Genomic DNA, 18648 nt, shown 5'->3' on the forward strand with positions numbered 1-18648 from the left:
GTGATAGCATCCGCGCCTATGAAGTTTCCAGGAAGATTTACCAGTGGCGTGCTCTTGCTGTTATCCAGCTGTGCGGCACTGGCGCAAAGTGAATTGGATGTGCGGATCAAACCGTCCAACGATGAACTCAAGGCCAATATAGAAGGCTATATCGGCAGTCTCGGCGACCGTGACGAAGAAGCCCTGCAGCGCTTCAGTCGCGGTGCCGAAGAGCAGGCGCGCAAAGCGGCTCAGGCGTTGGGCTACTACCAGCCGCAGATCGAAAGTGGCGTCAAGGGCGGCGAAAAACCGCGCCTGGTGTTGAACATCGATCCCGGCGAGCCGATTCATCTGCGCAACGTCACCATTCGTGTCGACGGCCCGGCTGCCTCCCTCAAATCCTTTCGTGTACCGAAAAGCGACGCGCTCAAGTCCGGCGCGGTGCTCAACCATGGGCGTTATGAAGACGCCAAAAGACTTATTCAGAATCAGGCCTCGCGCTTCGGTTTTTTCAGTGGCCATTTCACCCGTCAAAAACTCATGGTCGACCCGCGTGCCGGGGTGGCTGACATCGAACTGATCTACGACAGCGGCCCGCGTTATGCGCTGGGCAAAGTCAAATTCGAAGGTGACACGCCGTTCGACGAAGACCTGCTGCAACGCATGGTGCCGTTCAAGGAAGGCGAGCCTTACGATTCCGAGCTGATCGCAGAGCTGAACCGTGATTTGCAATCGAGCGGTTATTTCGAAGGCATACGCGTCGATGCCGCACCGACCGCCGCGAAGAACGATGTGATCCCGGTCGACGTCAAACTCGACACGCGCAAGCCACGGACCATGGGCCTGGGCCTTGGTTATTCGACCGACGTCGGCCCGCGCATCAAAGCCAACTGGACGCGCCATTGGGTCAACCCGCAGGGCGACAGCTACGGCTGGGAAGCCGAACTCTCGGCACCTCGGCAAAACGTCGGGCTGTTCTACGACATCCCGCTCGACCCGCCACTGACCGACAAACTGCGTTGGGCCGGCGGCTATCAATTCGAAGACATCGACGGCTCCGACACCCTGAGCAAACTGCTGACCTTCGGCCCGGAATGGCACAGCAAATTACCGAGCGGCTGGCAGCGGGTGATCTCGCTGAAATGGCAGCGTGAAGAATATGAACTCGGCGATGACTCCGGCCTGAGTACCTTGCTGATGCCCGGCATCAGTTACTCGTACCTGAAAAGCGACAACCGCATCGACCCGCACAACGGCTATCGCCTGAGCTTCGAAAGCAAAGTGGCGAAGGAAGGCCTCGGTTCGGACAACAACCTTTTATATGGCACCGCGCTGGTCAAAGGCCTGACCACGGTGTTCGACAAACATCGCTTCCTTGGTCGCGTGCAGGTCGGTGGCAGCGCCACCAACGGCTACAACTCGGTGCCGCCGTCGCTGCGCTTCTTTGCCGGCGGCGATCAGAGTGTGCGCGGCTATGACTATCAGAGCCTGTCCCCGGAAAACTCCAAGGGTGATCGCATCGGTGGCCGCTACATGGTCGCCGGCAGCGTCGAGTATCAATACTCGATCGCCGAAAAATGGCGTGTGGCGACCTTCGTCGACCAAGGCAACTCCTTCAATAAACTCGAACTGCCGAACCTCAAGACCGGGGTCGGCATTGGTGTGCGCTGGGTCTCGCCGGTGGGGCCGATCCGCCTCGACCTGGCCCACGCACTCGACGACGATGGCGGCATCCGGCTGCACTTTTCCATGGGGCCTGAGCTGTGAAGCGTGGTTTGAAAATTACGGCGCTGGCGTTGTTGGCGCTGGTGTTGTTGATTGTATTGAGTGTCACCGCCGTACTCGGCACGGCGGCCGGCAGCCGCTGGGTGCTGGGGCTCGTGCCGGGGCTGACGGTGGAGAATTTCCAGGGTCGCCTCGGCGGGCAATGGAGTGCCGATCATCTGCTGTGGCAGCAGGACAGCAGCCGCGTCGAGCTGAACAAGGCAATCTTCGCCTGGTCGCCGCTGTGCCTGACGCGCATGACCCTGTGCATCGAACAGCTCAAGGCTGATCAGGTCATCCTGCAATTTCCACCGAGCGAAGAAACCACCGAAAGCGGCCCGATCAAACTGCCGGATCTGCAATTGCCGGTGGCCATCGAGCTGGGCGACGTGCAGGTCGGCAGCCTGTTGTTCAACGGCAGCGAACAGCTCAAGGGTTTGCAACTGGCAGCGCACTGGACTGCCCAGGGCATGCAGATTGAAAGCATCAAATTGCAGCGCGACGACCTCAGCCTGAACCTGTCCGGCACACTCGCGCCGACCGGCAACTGGCCGCTGAACATCAGCGGCGACCTGACATTGCCGTCGCCGGGCACGGGGCCGTGGACGCTGGCGTTGAAGATCGACGGTGACCTGTTGAAAACCCTCAACCTGCATGCCGACAGCCGGGGTTACCTCGACGGCCAGTTGAGTGGTGAATTGCAACCGCTGGCGGAGAACCTGCCAGCCAAGGTGCGCATCACTAGCGAGGCGTTCAAACCGAGCGCCGACCTGCCGGACACCCTGCAACTCAACCAACTGGTGCTGACCGGTGAGGGTGACCTGAAAAGCGGTTACCAGCTCAACGGCAACGCCACGCTGCCTGCCGACAAAGGTCCGGTCGCGCTGTTGCTGCAAGGCAAAGTCGACGCCAGTGGCGCGCAGATTGCCGGTCTCGACCTGACGGCCAACGACAAGCAAAGCCTGAAACTCACCGGCAGTGTTGACTGGAGCAAAGGCCTCAGCGCCCAAGCCAACATCAACTGGCAGGACTTTCCGTGGCATCGGCTCTACAACGAAATCGACGAACCTGAGGTCGCTTTGCGTACCTTCACGGGCGAAGTCTCCTACACCGACGGTCAGTACCTCGGCAACTTCGCCGCCGCACTGGATGGCCCGGCGGGCGCGTTTACCCTGAGCAGTCCGTTCAGCGGCAGCCTTAAACAGATCGCTTTGCCGCAATTGAAAATGCAAGCCGGGCAGGGCAAGGCTGAAGGGCACGTTAATGTGCAGTTCGCCGATGGCATCGCTTGGGACACAGCGCTGGAACTGTCGGCGCTCAACCCGGCGTACTGGGTCGCCGAGTTGCCGGGCACTTTGGCCGGGCCGCTGAAAAGCCAAGGCGAAATGAAGAATGAACGCCTGAGCCTGACCGCCGACCTCGACTTGAAAGGCAAACTGCGCGGGCAACCGGCGATCCTCCAGGCCAAGGCCGATGGCGCTGGCGAACAGTGGAATCTGAATGCCCTGCAAATCCGCCTCGGCGACAACAGCATCAGCGGCAAGGGCAGTCTGCAACAGAAACTCACCGGGCAGATCGATATCAAGCTGTCGCGACTGGCCCAGCTCTGGCCGCAATTGCGCGGGCAGGTCAACGGTCAGGTCAATGTCGCCGGCACGTTGAAAGCACCGCAGGGCAAACTCGATCTGCAAGGTTCGCAATTGGCCTTCCAGGACAATCGCCTGCAAAGCCTCAACCTCGATGCGACTCTCGACAGCGCACAGCGGGCAAAGATCGATCTGAAAGGCAGCGGCATTCAGGCCGGCGACACCAATCTGGGTGTGTTGACCGCCAGCGCTCAAGGCGACATCAAAAAGCAGAAACTCGACCTCGATCTGATCGGGCCGAAACTGAAACTAGCCCTCGGTCTGGATGGCAATCTGGACAAGGGCAACTGGCGTGGTCGTCTGGGCAGTGGCGATATTCAGGCCGGTGGCCAGGACTGGAAACTGCAAAGCCCGGCCAAGCTCGAACGTCTGGCAGACGGCAAAATCAACTTTGGCGCGCATTGCTGGATGTCCGGCGACGCCAGCCTGTGCGGTGAAGATCAACGGCTGATGCCGGAGCCGAAACTGCGCTACCACCTCAAGCAATTCCCGATCGAAAGCCTCGCGCAGTGGTTGCCGAAAGACTTTGCCTGGAAGGGTAAGCTCAACGCCGATCTGCAACTGGATCTGCCAGCGAGCGGCCCGAACGGTGTTGTCAGCATTGACGCCAGCGGCGGCACCTTGCGCATGAAGGAAAAGGATCAGTGGCTGGACTTCCCGTACCAGACCCTGAAACTCACCAGTAAACTCACGCCAAAACGCGTCGACACCGAGCTGAATTTCGTCGGCGGCAAACTCGGCGAATTGATGCTGCAGGCGCAGCTCAATCCACTGCCGAAAAACAAACCACTGAGCGGCTCGTTCCGCCTCAGCGGGCTGGATCTGTCGGTGGCGCGGCCGTTTGTGCCGATGGTTGAAAAACTCACCGGCCGCCTGAATGGCAGCGGCACGATTTCCGGCGGATTGCTCGCGCCGCTGGTCAACGGCACCGTTCAACTCAGCGATGGCGAAGTGTCCGGCGCCGAGTTGCCGATGGAGCTGCAGAATCTGCAACTCACCGCCCTGATTGCCGGCGAATCGGTACGCCTCGACGGCGGCTGGAAAAGCGGCAAGAGCGGGCAGGGCAGCTTGAACGGTAACGTCGCCTGGGGGCAGGCGCTGGTGGTCGATCTGGCGCTCAAGGGCACGCAATTGCCAGTCACGGTCGAGCCGTATGCCAAGCTGGAAGTGGCCCCGGATCTGAAGATTTCCATGGCCGGCGATGAGTTGGCGATTGCCGGTAAGGTGCAGGTTCCGCGAGGCGAAATCACCGTGCGCGAATTGCCGCCATCAACGGTCAAAGTCTCCGATGACACGATCATCGTCGGTGCGCAGACCGAAGAGGGCAAACCGCCGATGGCGATGAAAATGGACATCGACGTGGTGGTCGGCGAAGACAAACTGGCTTTCGCCGGTTTCGGCCTGACCGCCAACGTGAAAGGCCATGTGCACATCGGCGACAACATGGACACCCGTGGCGAACTGTGGCTCAACGACGGCCGCTACAGTGCCTACGGTCAGCGCCTGCAAGTGCGCCGTGCGCGTCTGTTGTTCGCCGGCCCCCTCGATCAGCCGTATCTGGACATCGAAGCGATCCGCCAGACCGACGACGTGATCGCCGGTATTCGCCTGAGCGGCAGTGCCGAGCAGCCGACTACGCAGATCTTCTCCGAGCCGGCGATGAGTCAGGAGCAGGCGTTGTCGTATCTGGTCCTCGGCCGTCCGCTGAGCACCAACGGCGAAGACAACAACATGCTCGCGCAAGCAGCGCTGGGTCTGGGCTTGATGGGCAGTTCCGGGGTCACCAGCGGTCTGGCCAAGGATCTGGGCATTCAGGATTTCCAGCTCGACACCCAGGGCAGCGGCAACACCACCAGCGTGGTCGCCAGCGGCAATATTTCCGAGAAGCTCAGCTTGCGCTATGGCGTTGGCGTGTTTGAACCGGCCAGCACCATTGCGCTGCGCTACAAGCTGAGCAAGAAGGTCTATGTCGAGGCGGCGAGTGGCGTTGCGAGTTCGCTGGATATCTTTTACAAGCGCGATTTCTAGACTGTAACTGGTTATTTGAACCGAGGCGCGGCCTTCGCGAGCAGGCTCGCTCCCACATTTGGAATGCGTTTCGCTGTGGGAGCGAGCTTGTTCGCGAAGGCGGCTTTAAGGCCGGCAGAAATCGTGCGGCTGACGGCGTCTTTGCGAACAGGCTCGCTCCTAGTTTTGATCCGGACGACATACCAGGGATGCGCGCTCGTAGTTCAACGCGTTATCACGTTCGGGCAGCGCATACGGTGCTTCACAATGCTGGCCCTGCCATTTGATGATAAGGGTGCCGGCGTCGTCCGCGACCAGTGCCAGCGCCTTGCCGCTCGGGTCGGAGATCGCCAGTTGTTTGCCGGCGGCGTCCTCCAGTGCGGCGCCAAACGGGATCGGCTGGTGGTGCGCGTCGAACAGAGAAAACTGCACCCGGCGTCCGGTTTTGCTCGCGTAGCGCGCTAGCACCACGGCACCACGGCGCGGTACCACTTGCTGGGTGGCGTTTTCAATTTCAAAGTCGCCGCCCAGGTCGCGGGTGTCGAGGCTGATCCAGTTGACCCGATACGGCTGCGCATTGGACACCACAGCGAATCCATTACCGGCGGTTTTCGCGCCCGAGAAACTGGCAATCTTCACGTCTTTGACACCGTCGACCTGCGCCAGCGCAAAAGTCTCACCGACGGTCTGCCCCAGGTTGATCCCGCCCGCGTGGCCGACAATCGATCCGGCCACGTTGAGACTCTGCGAGTTGTAGCCACGGCCCTGACTGTAGCCGGCGCTGATGTCCATCACTGGGGTTCGCGTGCTGAGGTTGGCCGACCCCGTACTGCCGCCGGTGCGACTGTTGCCTCCCTGCACTGAGTAATAGGTGTCGCTGTCTTCGGACAGGTAACCGTTGATGCCGACCTGGGTGCTGCTGTCATCTTTCTGCGTGCTGGCCGAAACGAACGCTCGCGGCGCGCGGGGCTTTGAGCCCAGCGGAAACGACACTGAGAGATTGAACAAAGTGTCGTTGTTCGCCGGGCCGTAGTTGCCGACATCCTTGGTGTAAGTCGCGCTGAGGTTGTAGCTGACGTCAGCCCAATAATTGCTGTAACCGGCCGACAGGCTCTGCGAACCGCCGCGGCCCCAATAGCGCTGATCACTGGCGTTGAGGTAGATGCTGCCGAACTGCTGATTGCGCCCCAGGCTCTGGTTGACAGTGAGGTCGGTGCGGGTTTTCGAGTTGCCGCTACGCTGCTCACCCTCACGGCTTAGCTCTTCGACGTGTTCGCTCAAGGTGCGATAGCCCTCGGTCGAATAGCGATAAGCGGCGAGGGTGAAGTTGGTGTCAGTACCGGTAAAGGTCTTGGCGTACAACGCGCGCAGGCTGTTGCCCTTGAGCGTCTGGCCGAAGGTGCGACTGCTGGAGTGGGTCAGATCGAGCGAGATCGCCCCGATGGCAGTGTTGCGACCGGCGCCGATCGACAGTGCCTGAAAATCCTCGGTGGCCTGAGTGCCGACAATCGCCGACAGGTTACTGCTGACGCCATAAGCCACGGTGCTGCTGATAAATTCCGGCGTTTGCTGGTCATCGCTGTTGCTGTTGTAGCGGCCCGCCGAAACGCTGTACTTCAACTGGCCTTCGCGCACCATGATCGGCAGGCTTGAAAAAGCCTGCACCGTGACCCGGCGCCGGCCATCGGCTTCGATTACGGTGATTTCCAGATCGCCGTTGGAGCCGCTGGGGTAAATGTCGCTGATCTCGAACGGCCCGGGCGGTACGTTGGCGGTGTACAGAATGTAATTGTTCTGGCGAATCTCTACCGTGGCGCTGGATTGCGCAATGCCGCGAATCACCGGCGCATAGCCGCGCTCACTGTCGGCGCGCATGCCGTCGTCGGAGGCCAGTTTCAGGCCGCGATAACGCACGCTGTCGAACAGGTCGGCGTCGGAGAAAATATCCCCGGCACTGAACTGGCCCTTCAGCGCGGTGACGTCATGTTGCAGGTAGCTGCGGTTGCTCTTGAACGTACTTGGCTGGCCGGTGCTGCTGTTGAAGTTCGACTCGTTACGCAGGCGCCAGCCGCCAAGGTTTATGCCGTTGCGCAGGCCGACGTTATTGGCAATCGTGGTCTGGGCATCGGTGCTGTTGCGGTTGCTGCTCACCTGATAATTGATGAACGCTGCGGGTACGCCTTCGTCCCACAGCGCCGGATCGACATAACCACGGCGGCCACGCTCCATGGCACTTTGCGGCACGCTGACCAGCAAACGCAGGCGCGGCACGTCATAGCGCACGGTGGCATGATCGATCAGCGCGGGCAGGTCGAGGCAGGCATCCGCATCGGCGACGTCGAGTTTGCCGCTGGCTTGCAGCTTGCCAATATCCACGCCCAGTTGCTTGAGCATGTCCAGAGTCAGACAGGCTTGGACCTTGTGACTGTCGGGGAGACGCCGAAAGGCGATATCGCGGCGGCCCACCAGCATATCGTTGCCATACAGATCGACCCGGTAAGTGCCGGGGAGCACGCGGCTGCCGGCGAGCAGCGATTGCAGGTCGATGGCAGACGTCGCGCCTTGCAGAAACGAGGTATTGAATTGCTCTTCGGCGTCAGCCAGACAGGTTGTGCTGAAGACCAGAGCAACCGAAAACGGTGCCAGGCCATCGCGCTTGAATAAAAACATGCAGGAACCCTATATCACCTCCGATACGAACTAACGGAGCGAAGAGAAATACAGTGAAAGTGCGGCTGTTAAAGCAGCACGCGAGTCATGGCGATTCTTTATCCAGGCTGGCGCTTACTGCGGCGCTGCCGGAAAGTTGCGCGACATAACGGTCTCTGGCGCCGTAGTCGTTGATGCTGCTGAACAACAGGCGCGGGGAACCTGCCGTGTGAAGTTGTTTGAGAACAAACTCTTTTTCTTCGCCAGGGGCGATCATCATCGAGTCGAACGGATGCTCGCGTGTGGCGCCGGATTGCACAGTGATGTCGGCAATCGAGACGTGATAAACCCCGGGATTACTCACCACCAGTACGCTCTTGCCGGCGCGCTCGGTCAGTCGCCAGGTCAGCTCGGTCGGGGCCTGATAAGCGTTGTTGTTCAGGCCGCCAGGGCGGAAGAACACCTTGATCCGTTGGCGCACCGCCAGTTGCAGGGTGTTCGCGGTTTTCGCCGACTGCGGGATCTCCTGCACGTTCAACCACACCACCGACTCGCGGTCTTTGGGCATACCGGTGCCTTCGTAGATGACCCGCAGAATCTGTTGTTCTCCGTCGCTGACGCGCACCAGCGGTGGAGTGACGGCAAAGGGCACAGAGGCTTCGTCGCTGTCGGTATCGACCCAGGACTGAATCAACACGTCTGCACCGCTGTTGCGCACGGTGATGCCGGCTTCTTTGTGCTTGCCGTCGAATATCAGTCGAGTGCTGCTCAGGGAAATGCCAGCCATGGCCTGATTGACGGCGAGCAGGCCCAGAAGGCCGACGCAAAGGGACAGGGAAGGACGTAAAAACATGAAGAATTACCGCGCAGAGTGAAAGAAAGTGCGGGACCGTTCGGCCCCGCACAGTGCTCGATGAATCGCGCGATTTATTCGTATTGCAGGGTGAACGGCAGGGTCGCGTCGCCACGGCCGGCAACGGCCAGTTTCGGATCGACGGTGGTCACGTAGGCGGCCGAGAATTTCAGCGTGGTGTTGCTGTCCTGCAGGGTGTTTTCGATGCGCGCGGTAGTCGGCGAAGTCAGGTCGATTACTGCACCGTTGGCATCAAGCAAGGCGATACCGATACCTTTTGCCGAGCCCAGGCCGTCGATCAGTTTCAAGACCTTGGTGCCGGTTTCGATACCCGAGCCTGCGCCCTTGGTTGGTTCGAAGATCATTGCCACTTTGGTGCCAGCGTTGCAGTTGATCTTCATGTCGAAGTTCTCGACGCTCAGCGTGCCGTTGCCTTTTGGCGCGGTGGCGGTGCCCATGTCCTTGATCGACACTTCGCCCATGTTCACCGAAATGGTCTTGTCCTTGCCGGCGCCTTCGACCGAGCAGGCATCGTTGTTGATGGTGCCGGTGAAGTTGATGGTGCCGCTGCCAGCCTTGGTAGGCACAACCGGATCGGCCGCCAGGACATTAGCGGCAGCGAAGATCGACAGGGCGAGAAGCGTGCGAGACAGCTTTTTCATGTTGCTTTTCCATTGGTGGGGTAAAGACAACACGATAAAACCCGGTTGGGCGCTGCAACATCAGACAATCCCTAGAAACCAGCAAGTTGCGAGGGGCAACAGTCTGTCAATTGAACAAGTTGCGTTCGATGCAGTAAGTCAGCAGCTCCTGATCACTGCTGACATCCAGTTTGCGCATGGCCGAAATCTTCTGCGTGCTGATTGTCTTTGCACTTCGATTCAGACCTCGGGCGATTTCATTGACGCCTTGCCCCTGAACAAACAAGCGCAGGATTTCATGTTCCTTGGGCGATAGACGGGAGAAACGTTCATCGAGATCGGCGCCATCGTCCAGCACCGAAGTCGGCGTCGTTCGATGGCCGCTTATGCGCTTGCCCTTGGCGATGGCTTTGAGCGCCACTTCTATTTCAACGTGCAACTGGCTTTTCTGAATGACTGCAAGTACGCCGAGTTCTTGCAGGCGGGTCAGGATCAACGGGTTGGAAATCATGGTCAGCACCAGCACCCGCACTGCGGGAAAGTGTCGGGTCACGTACTCCACCAGTTTCAGGCCATCACCGTAGGGCGAGTCACCGGGCATGTTGAAGTCGGTGATCAGCAGATCCACCGGTTGTGACCTCAGCAGCTTGATCAAACCATCGGAACACACTGCCTCGCCGACTACGCTGAAGCGCCGGTCGCGCTCGACCAGTTCCCGCACCCCCAGCAGGACGATGGGATGATCATCGGCGATGACAACGTTGAAGGTTTCCATGAGTGCTTTATCCAGAGTGAAATTATTCAAGGGCGTCGAGCAGGTCAGTCAGGCGCGCCAGTTGTTGACGAACCTCTACGGCCAGCGCGGGAGTCACCGACATGCCGGTCAGGCGGCATTCCAGTGCAACGAAAGCTTGGGCCAGCGCCTCGACCTGCACCGCACCCAACGCACCGGCCATGCTGTGCAGTTGCTGCGCGACGCTGTTGGCGTCGGCGGCATCCAGCGCGCTGAGGGTGGTCTGAATATCCTTGTGCAGTGTCGAGACAAACAGCTCGCGCATCTTCGGCGATAGCGCTGGCGGGATGTCAGCGACCTGCGCGATCGGAATCTGGCAGTGGCTTTGCAGTTGCGCGCGCAGCGTCGCCAGGTTCAGCGGTTTGACCATCCATGCGTTCATACCCACAGCGGCGCAGCGTTCGCCTTCTTCGCGCAAGGCGTTGGCGGTAACACCGATGATCGGCAGCGTTGCATCCTGTTCGCGCAAGGCTGTGGTCAGCTCATAGCCGTTCATGATCGGCATGTTGACGTCGGTCAGCAGCATATCGAAGCGCCCCGGCGCCCATCGCTCCAGCGCCTGTTCGCCGTTGGTAGTGACAACCACCGAGCAGCCTAGTGCCTCCAGTTGTTCCTGGATGACCGCTGCGTTGATCACATTATCCTCGGCCACCAGCACGCGCAGGTTCAGTGCTCGGGTATTTTCCTGCTGCGAGGGTACGCGCCGCTGATGGGCGTCGTGCCTTGCCAGCGCGATCGCCCAGCCAATCGCGCGCACATCGTCGGCATCGACCTGCCAGCCGCTGCCGCTGATCTGTGCCGGGTTGGGGCCGCCCGGTATTGCGACGATTCGCTGGCCATCGAAAACCGTGGCGTGGGTCAGCGGCGCAAGATCCACCAGCAGCGCGGAAGACGACGGCAACTCGTGCGTCACCAGACGGCAATCCAGACCAAAGCGGTGCAGCCAGCCGAGCAGATGCTGCGCCAGTTCGGCGACCGGTGCGCGCACGTAAACGGCGGCGCTGCCGGCCTCGAAGGCCGGGCAATCGGCGAGCCTGCCCGGCGCGCAATCCAGCGCCAGTTGCAGGTTGAAGCGACTGCCCAGGCCCGGTTCGCTGACCACATTCAACTCGCCATGCATCAACTCGCACAGCCATTTGCAAATGGCCAGACCGAGACCCGCACCGGCATGACTATCGGCTTCATTGACTTGATAGAAAGGGTCGAACAATTGCTCTTGCTGTGCCTGGGAAATACCCACGCCGGAATCGCTGACCTGCCACTGCACCTCGGCGCGGCCGCCAGTGCTTTGCAGCACCACAACGCGCACCACAACGCGCCCGTTATCGGTGAACTTGATCGCGTTGCTCAGCAGGTTGTTGAGGATCTGGCGAATGCGTTGCGCATCACCGAGCAGTTGATCCGGCAATGCCGCATCAATGCAGGCGTACAGTTGCAGACCTTTGCCTCGGGCAAACGCGCCGTAGCTGCGCACCACGTCTTCGGTCAGCTCCAGCGGGCAGAACGGCTGAAGCTCAAGGTTCATCTGCCCGGCCTCGATTTTCGACACATCCAGCACGTCGCTGATCAGTTTGAACAGGCTGGCGGACGAGCGCTGAATGGTTTCCAGATAGGCCTGCTGACGCGGCGCGAGATCGGTCAGGCCAAGCAGTTCCAGGGTGCCGAGCACGCCATACAGCGGCGTGCGGATTTCATGGCTCATGGTTGCCAGAAAACGGCTTTTTGCCTGATTGGCCGAATCGGCCGCCTGACGGGCGACTTCCAGTGCCGCTGCATCTTCGACATGGCGGGTGACATCGTGCAGCGCACACAGCCACGCGTCCTGGCCCTGATAACGGGTGGCGATGAAGGCCACGTGCAAATGCCGGCCGTCGATCTCAAGCTCCGCGTGGCCATGGCCGGTCGCGCCTTGTTGTTCGAGCAGGCTGATCAATTCCTGGGTGTCGTGCCATTGCTGGGCGCGCTGGTTTTCCAGCAAGACCTGATGATCACGACGGCTGATCACGCACAGGCCGGTCGGTGCGGTATCGATGACCGCACGGCTGAACGCTTCACTTTCGGCGATGCTTGCGTGGGCACTTTGTGCGGGCAAAATCACCCGTTGCGCGTACCAGCGATTCAGCGCTCGGCCACTGCCGAGCACTACCAGCACCAAGCCCAGCAGACACAGCAATGGCCATAATGCGTAATCGAGAAAACTCTGCACGCTGATCACATAGATCGCCGTCCAGTGCCGTTCACCGGGGCTGCTCAGCTTGAACACCAGACCGTCGCGGGTCAGGTTTGCGCCTTCATTGAGCACCCGATCAGGCTTGAGTTCGCCGATCAACACTGTGCCGCTGGGCGTGATCAGGGTGAAGTCATCGTAGATCGACCATTTCATCAAACGCTCGATATTGTTGACTTGCGAGAGCTTCAGCAGCGAGCCGAGCACTACCCAGGAATTCGCCCCTTCAATGGTCAGCGTCGGTTTGCTCAGGTTGATCCGTACATAAGCGAGCAGGCTCGGCGTCACGTTGTCGTCCGCAGCGAACGGGTAGGGCGCCCACTGCACTTGCGCTGAAGTCTGCGCGCGCCGTTGCAGATTCTTCTGGGTCATGATCTCGACGAAGGTGCTGATTTGCGTTGGCCCCGCACCTCGCAGACGACCGGCGGCGGGCACGGCGATATCGAAATTGTCCGGGCCGTTGAGCAGGATCACCTGCGGCGACTGGTAATGCGAGGCCGCCCAGAAGGCGCTGTAATACGCTGCCAGATAGCTGCCGAGGGCAAACACCTTGGGGTGTTGGCTGGGAGCGATTCGCTCGGGATCGATCTTGACGCTGAATGGCAGCGAGAACGGCAGCCCACGGCCTTCATAAATGTTCGGCCCTTCTTCGGGCAAACGCTTTTGCACCACCGGCGGCGCCACGGTTTCCGGGAAGTACTCGCCCTTGTCGCTGGCCCGTGAGATATCGCCGAGAAACGCTTCCTGCTCGCGAATGTTTTCCATCAGCCGGGCGAAGTGGAACTGCATGGTATCGCGCTGTTCTTCGACCATGCGCTGCACGCCGAGATAGCTGATGCCCAGCAACAGCAAAACCAGCGCGCCGAGGATCAGCAAGCCCTTGTTCAGGCGCAGTGAACTGCTGGCGAGTTTTTCCAGCAAGGCATTGGGATGCGGCATCAACACGCCCGGTCAAAGAAAGTGATTACGCGAGTGAACATGGATGGCCTCGATGGCAAGTGGTGATTGTCCACTGCATTGTGCCGGTCACCAGACATTCGCCGGGCCGTCGTGGCTGAGCAACTGCTGGAACTGCTCCGAAGACACTGCGTGGGAAATCAGGAAACCCTGAACCTGAGTGCAGTCGATCTTACGCAACAGAGCAAGTTCTTGCGCGGTTTCCACGCCTTCGGCCACCACCGTCAGGCCCAGTTGCCGACCCAGGGTGACGATGCTGGTCAGCGCTTGCGCCAGTTCGGCGTTGCTGTTGCAACCCTGGACCAGTGCACGGTCGATTTTCAGCTCGGTAAACGGCGCCGACACCAGGTTCATGTAGGCGCTGTAGCCTTTGCCGAAATCATCCTGAGACAAGCCGAAACCCTTGATCCGCAAGCGACAGGCTCCGGCGTAGAAATTGCTGATGTCGTCGGGCACCGAGCATTCCATCAGCTCGAAACAGATCCGCGCCGGCAGACCGTTGTGTTGCAGGACAAAGGCGAGGATGCGATCGGGCAGGTCGTGGCTGTTGAGCAAGTGCGTGGGCAGATTGATCGACACCGGAATGTCATAGCCTTGCTGGCGCCATATTGCCTGGGCGGCAATCGCCTGTTCCAGCATGCGCCAGAGCAGATGTTCTTCAAGGTCGTGGGCGATCAGCACCGGCAGAAATAACCCCGGTAACAACATGCCATGTTCGGGGTGCACCCAGCGCACCAGTGCTTCGGCGGCGACGATGCGGCCATTGTCCAGCGCCTTCTTGGGTTGAAACCAGGCTTGCAGCTCACCGTTGTCCAGCGCGCGCAAAATGCTCTGCCGATCAATACCGGTATGCGCGGCAACAGGCGCGTCCTGACGCAACGCCTGCAACTGCTCGATCAGGCAGTGCAATGCCGCGCTGTTGACCGGTTTGGAAATCAGCCCGATGACCTTCACCTGCAGATTGCTCGCCACCAGGCTCGCACCCATCAGCATGCGCCGCGAGGCGGCGCTCATGATCGCCAGTGCCGGGCGCGATTTCTGCATCGCGAGGCCCTGAATGAACTGCACGCCGTCCATGCCCGGCATCAACAGATCGGTAAGCACCAGATCGAATTCGCGATTTTGCAGGCGGTGCAGGGCTTCTTCGCCGTCCCGGGCAAATTCCAGATCGAACACGCCCAGCGCATTGAACAGGTTCTGCAAGTACAGATGCTGAAATGGGTGATCTTCGACAATCAGTAGGCTAGAGGACTTCATCGGCGACTCGTTGGTAGGGAGCCAGTGCGGTCGACAAGGCTCGCAACGTGAAAGGTTTGATCAGGCAGTGATTCATGCCGGCGGCCAGGCACAACGCCTCTTCACCGCGCAGGGCGTTGGCGGTGGCGCCGATGATCGGCGTGGTGCAGCCCAGGTGTCGCAGGGCCTTGGCCAGTTCGTAGCCGTTGAGATGTGGCATGTTCACGTCAGTCAGGACGACATCGAAGCTGTCGTCCTGCCAGAGTGACAAGGCTTCTTCGCCATCGCTGGCCAACGTCACCGTGCAGCCCAGTTCCTGCAATTGGTCACGCAGGATCAGTTGGTTGATCGCATTGTCTTCGGCGACGAGGATGTGCAGGTGTAACGCCGCCAGCACCTGGGTTTGAGCGGGGTGTTGATGCTCGATGACGGGACCGCCCTGCGCTTGGCACACCGCCTGGCGGATCGCGGCCAGATCGTTCAGGTTGACGAGCCAGCCGTCGCCTTTGCTCAGCGACTCCCACGCGCCATCGCCGCTCGCCAGAATACGTGGCCCTGCCCAGCGCAGTTCTCGGCGCTGTTCCATCGGCGCAGGCCACAACTCAAGCAACACGCCATCGTCGGCACCGTCGTGGCTGGCCGGTGCGCCGATATGCGGCAGAGCGCCCCAGCGGCGCAACCAGCCAGCGAGGCTTTCGGCCAGCTCGCGCACTGGCGACACCACGTAAACGGTATCGGCCGCGAGCTTCGCCTTGCCCTCAGGCTGCGCATTACCCGAGCGCTGCTCCAGCGGCAAGGTCAGGGAAAAACTGCTGCCCAGCCCCGGCTCGCTGACCATGCGCAGGGTGCCATCCATCAGATGGGTCAGGCGCAGGCAAATCGGCAGGCCCAGCCCGGTACCGGCAACCTCATGGCTGTTGCCTTGGGTCTGGTAGAACGGTTCGAAGATGAAGGCCTGATCCGCGTGGGCAATCCCGCGCCCGGTGTCCGAGACCTGCCATTGCACGCAAACGCGTTCGCCTTCGCGGGTCAGCACTTTGACCCGCAACACCACGCGCCCGGAATCGGTGAATTTGACCGCGTTACTCAACAGATTATTGAGGATCTGCCGTAAGCGACTGACATCGCCGATCAAGCTGTCGGGCAATTGCGGGTCAAAGCAGGCGTACAGCTGCAAGCCTTTGCTCTGTGCCGCCGCCGCGTATCCTTGAACGGCTTCTTGGGCGAGCGCCACGACGGAAAAATCACTCAGTTCCAGCGCCAATTGCCCGGCCTCGATTTTCGACACATCGAGCACGTCGCAGATCAATTGCAGCAGGGTCGCCGACGATCCTTCGATCGCTCGCAAGTAACCTTTCTGCTGAGCGTCGAGCCGGGTCCGAGCGAGCAACTCCAGAGTGCCGAGCACGCCATACAGCGGCGTGCGGATTTCGTGGCTCATGGTCGCCAGAAACAGGGTTTTCGCTTCGTTGGCGGCATCGGCCGACTGGCGCGCCTGCTCCAGCGCCGCTTCGATCTGTCGGCGTGCGCTGATGTCGCTGAAGGCGCAAAGCAACACGTCTTCGCCCTTGTAGCGGGTCGGCGCGCAGCTCAGGTACAGGTGGCGACCGTCGGCGGTCTCGAAGTAGTCGGTCAGGCATGGCGCGTTTTCCGCGAATGCAGCCCGGATCCAGCCGGGGCCGAGTTGTTCGCTGCAGGCGCCCAGCCATTGCTGCGCGAGGGTATTTTCCAGCACCACTTGAGCATCGCTGCGGCGTAATACGCAGAGCGCCACTGGCGCGGTCTGGATCACGTCGCGGCTGAACAGCTCACTTTCGACCAACGCTTGAATGCGTTGCAGGGTCGGCATGATGAAGCGATGTTCCAGACGCCGGATCAGCAGCCAGACCAAGCTGATACTGGCCACGCAGAAGGCCAGCGCGCCAAGCATCTGTGGCCACAACGCCCACAACACTGCGAGCAAGTTGATGGAATAGGTCAACTGCCAGTCCGACGATTTCAGCTGTTTGCGCAACACCAATTGCTCGGGCAGCCAGCCGTCTCCGACGAAGCCGAAGAAATCCTGTTGGCGCAACAGCGGCAGATCCTGCCCGGGCGGCGGCTTGTGGCTGTTGCTGAAGAGTGGCATGCCTTGCGAGTTGAACATGGTGAACTCGCCGGCGCTATGGTCGCTCAATGCGCTGGAGACTTCGCGGTCGTCCATTTCCAGACCGAGCCAGCCGGAATCGAGGTCGCGATCATCCAGACGAATAAAAATGTACAGCTGCGAGTGCCCTTGCGAATTGTGGGTCAGCCAGATTTCTTTGAGGGCGCTGGTGTTGTCACGCTTGAGGGTTTCCAGGCGATCAAGCATCGCACGCGGAAAATCGCCGGCCATGGGCGTCGTGTTGTACAGACGCCAGACCTGCACCTTGGCGCCGCTGCTGACGTAGAGCAGGTTCAGTTTGCGCGCCTGCAGGTAGTCGCGCATGCGCTGGGTCAGCCAGATGCTCCATTGCTTGCCCGGGGGTTGTCCGAGCAACAGTCGAATTTCCTCTTCGGACAGCGGCGCGCTTAACGCAGTCTGCCGAGTCGCCGACAAACTCAGGCTTTCCAGCAGCGCCTCGCGCGTAGTGAAAAACGTATGCGCCTCGGCAATGGCGCTGCTCATGTAGCTGCGCCGCTGGGAGATCTCATTGTTGAAGGTGAACAGCAGAAAGCTGTACACGCCACCGAGGATGCCCACCAGCAACACCCACGCAAAAATGCGCAACAAACGTCGCGCAGCATGGGGCGTGGACAGGACCGGGCTGATCTGGTGGAGGTAATTCTTCAATCGCATGCCGGCACAGTAGGGGTGGCCGGGGGCGGCGAAAATCAGACGATTCTTAAAGACTTCACAAGTAATTGACGATGAAAGTCACTTCGGTATTGGCGCTGCCCGCGCTGAGTTCTTCATTGCCCAGGCGGTAATAAGCGGCTGACAACGGGATCTTGAAGTTGAGCCCGGTGGTGTTGAAAGCATCGAACGGGTAGGTCGTGTCGAAAGCGATCGGCTGGCCCGCTTCATTCAACACTTGCAGGCCGATGCCTTTGGCGGTGGACCCGGCATTCAGTGCGACGATGCCCTTGGTCGCGTCGATCACTGGCGTGTTGGCCTTGAGCGAATAGGTGACTTTCTTGATGCCGGTCTGGCATTGGTTCAGGGCGATATCGAAGCGCACCGTGCGCGGCTTGGCGCCGGCTTCGCGAAATTCATGAAGTTGATAATCGTCGCCCATGGCCACCGGGACGGAAGGTGTCTCGCAGGAGGCGGCGTTCAGTACGATGGGGTTCATCAGGTTGAGTTTTTTCAGGATCAGATCATCGTCCTGCAGGCTGCCCAGATACCCCGCATCGATGTTGACTTTCGACGCCAGCTCGCCGGTCTTGACGATTTCCAGGCGCACCGAGTTTGCACCGAAGCCATAGCTGGTGTTGGGCGCGATGGCCTGCGGCGCTGATTGGTAGCGGTCTAGCGCGGCAAACCAGACCCGGTAGGAAAGCCCGCTTTTGCCTAACGGAAAAAGAGTTTCCGTACCGCTGGCGGTGCCTAACTTCGGATTCATCAGAATGCCGAACATGGACGTCTTTGAGCAGCTCCAGATGTGAGCGGTCGACTGCACGGTGTCCTGATAAACCACGGTGCCATTGGGTGTGTCGGCAGGAATGGTCAGGGTTGAACTGGCCAGGCTGGCGCCGAAGTTGAGCGTGTCGAGTTTTGAGTCGACTACCACACAACTGCCGGCCATCGCGTTCGAAGCGCAGGCAAACAGAGTGACTGCGATAGAGAGCAGGAGCGGGCGGTGGAGTTTGAAACGCTTCATTAGTAGGGCTTTACGTGTCGGCCGATGAGCGGCGTACGTTAGCCACGGCAC

General features: G+C 60.3%; 10 protein-coding genes. 2 read left to right on the plus strand and 8 right to left on the minus strand.

The features are described from left to right. Positions 1-18: 18 nt before the first annotated feature. Both HU754_RS11245 and HU754_RS11250 read left to right on the plus strand, forming a co-directional pair. Positions 19-1746 (plus strand): autotransporter assembly complex protein TamA, encoded by a 1728-nt coding sequence (locus HU754_RS11245; RefSeq protein ID WP_186622581.1) that lies wholly within the window; start codon positions 19-21, stop codon positions 1744-1746. Next, positions 1743-5417, plus strand: coding sequence for a translocation/assembly module TamB domain-containing protein (locus HU754_RS11250; protein ID WP_186622579.1), 3675 nt, complete (start codon positions 1743-1745; stop codon positions 5415-5417). The genes HU754_RS11245 and HU754_RS11250 overlap by 4 nt, the downstream gene beginning before the upstream one ends. A 159-nt stretch (positions 5418-5576) precedes the next feature. Here HU754_RS11250 and HU754_RS11255 read toward each other — a convergent pair whose 3' ends face one another. The 8 genes from HU754_RS11255 to HU754_RS11290 form a co-directional block, all read right to left on the minus strand. Then, positions 5577-8066: a fimbria/pilus outer membrane usher protein gene (locus HU754_RS11255; RefSeq protein ID WP_186622578.1), complete on the minus strand. Its 2490-nt coding sequence runs from the start codon at positions 8064-8066 to the stop codon at positions 5577-5579. A gap of 85 nt (positions 8067-8151) precedes the next feature. Continuing rightward, positions 8152-8898, minus strand: a complete 747-nt coding sequence (locus HU754_RS11260) for a fimbrial biogenesis chaperone (RefSeq protein WP_116030165.1) — start codon at positions 8896-8898, stop codon at positions 8152-8154. Between the two features lie 74 nt (positions 8899-8972). Beyond that, positions 8973-9560 (minus strand): fimbrial protein, encoded by a 588-nt coding sequence (locus HU754_RS11265; RefSeq protein ID WP_116030164.1) that lies wholly within the window; start codon positions 9558-9560, stop codon positions 8973-8975. 106 nt (positions 9561-9666) lie between these two features. Further along, positions 9667-10314 (minus strand): response regulator, encoded by a 648-nt coding sequence (locus HU754_RS11270; protein WP_122843759.1) that lies wholly within the window; start codon positions 10312-10314, stop codon positions 9667-9669. Between the two features lie 22 nt (positions 10315-10336). Further along, positions 10337-13498, minus strand: a complete 3162-nt coding sequence (locus HU754_RS11275) for a hybrid sensor histidine kinase/response regulator (protein ID WP_186622576.1) — start codon at positions 13496-13498, stop codon at positions 10337-10339. A gap of 87 nt (positions 13499-13585) precedes the next feature. Next, entirely contained in the window at positions 13586-14773 is a 1188-nt protein-coding gene (pvrR, locus tag HU754_RS11280; RefSeq protein WP_116030161.1) for a response regulator cyclic di-GMP phosphodiesterase PvrR, read from the minus strand. Further along, positions 14760-17573: an ATP-binding protein gene (locus tag HU754_RS11285; RefSeq protein ID WP_186622574.1), complete on the minus strand. Its 2814-nt coding sequence runs from the start codon at positions 17571-17573 to the stop codon at positions 14760-14762. The genes pvrR and HU754_RS11285 overlap by 14 nt, the downstream gene beginning before the upstream one ends. 55 nt (positions 17574-17628) lie before the next feature. After that, on the minus strand, positions 17629-18597 hold the full coding sequence (locus HU754_RS11290; protein ID WP_186622573.1) for a fimbrial protein: 969 nt from the start codon (positions 18595-18597) through the stop codon (positions 17629-17631). Positions 18598-18648: the final 51 nt, after the last annotated feature.

The sequence above is a fragment of the Pseudomonas zeae genome (assembly GCF_014268485.2).
In the GTDB taxonomy this organism is placed as follows: Bacteria; Pseudomonadota; Gammaproteobacteria; order Pseudomonadales; family Pseudomonadaceae; genus Aquipseudomonas; species Aquipseudomonas neuropathica.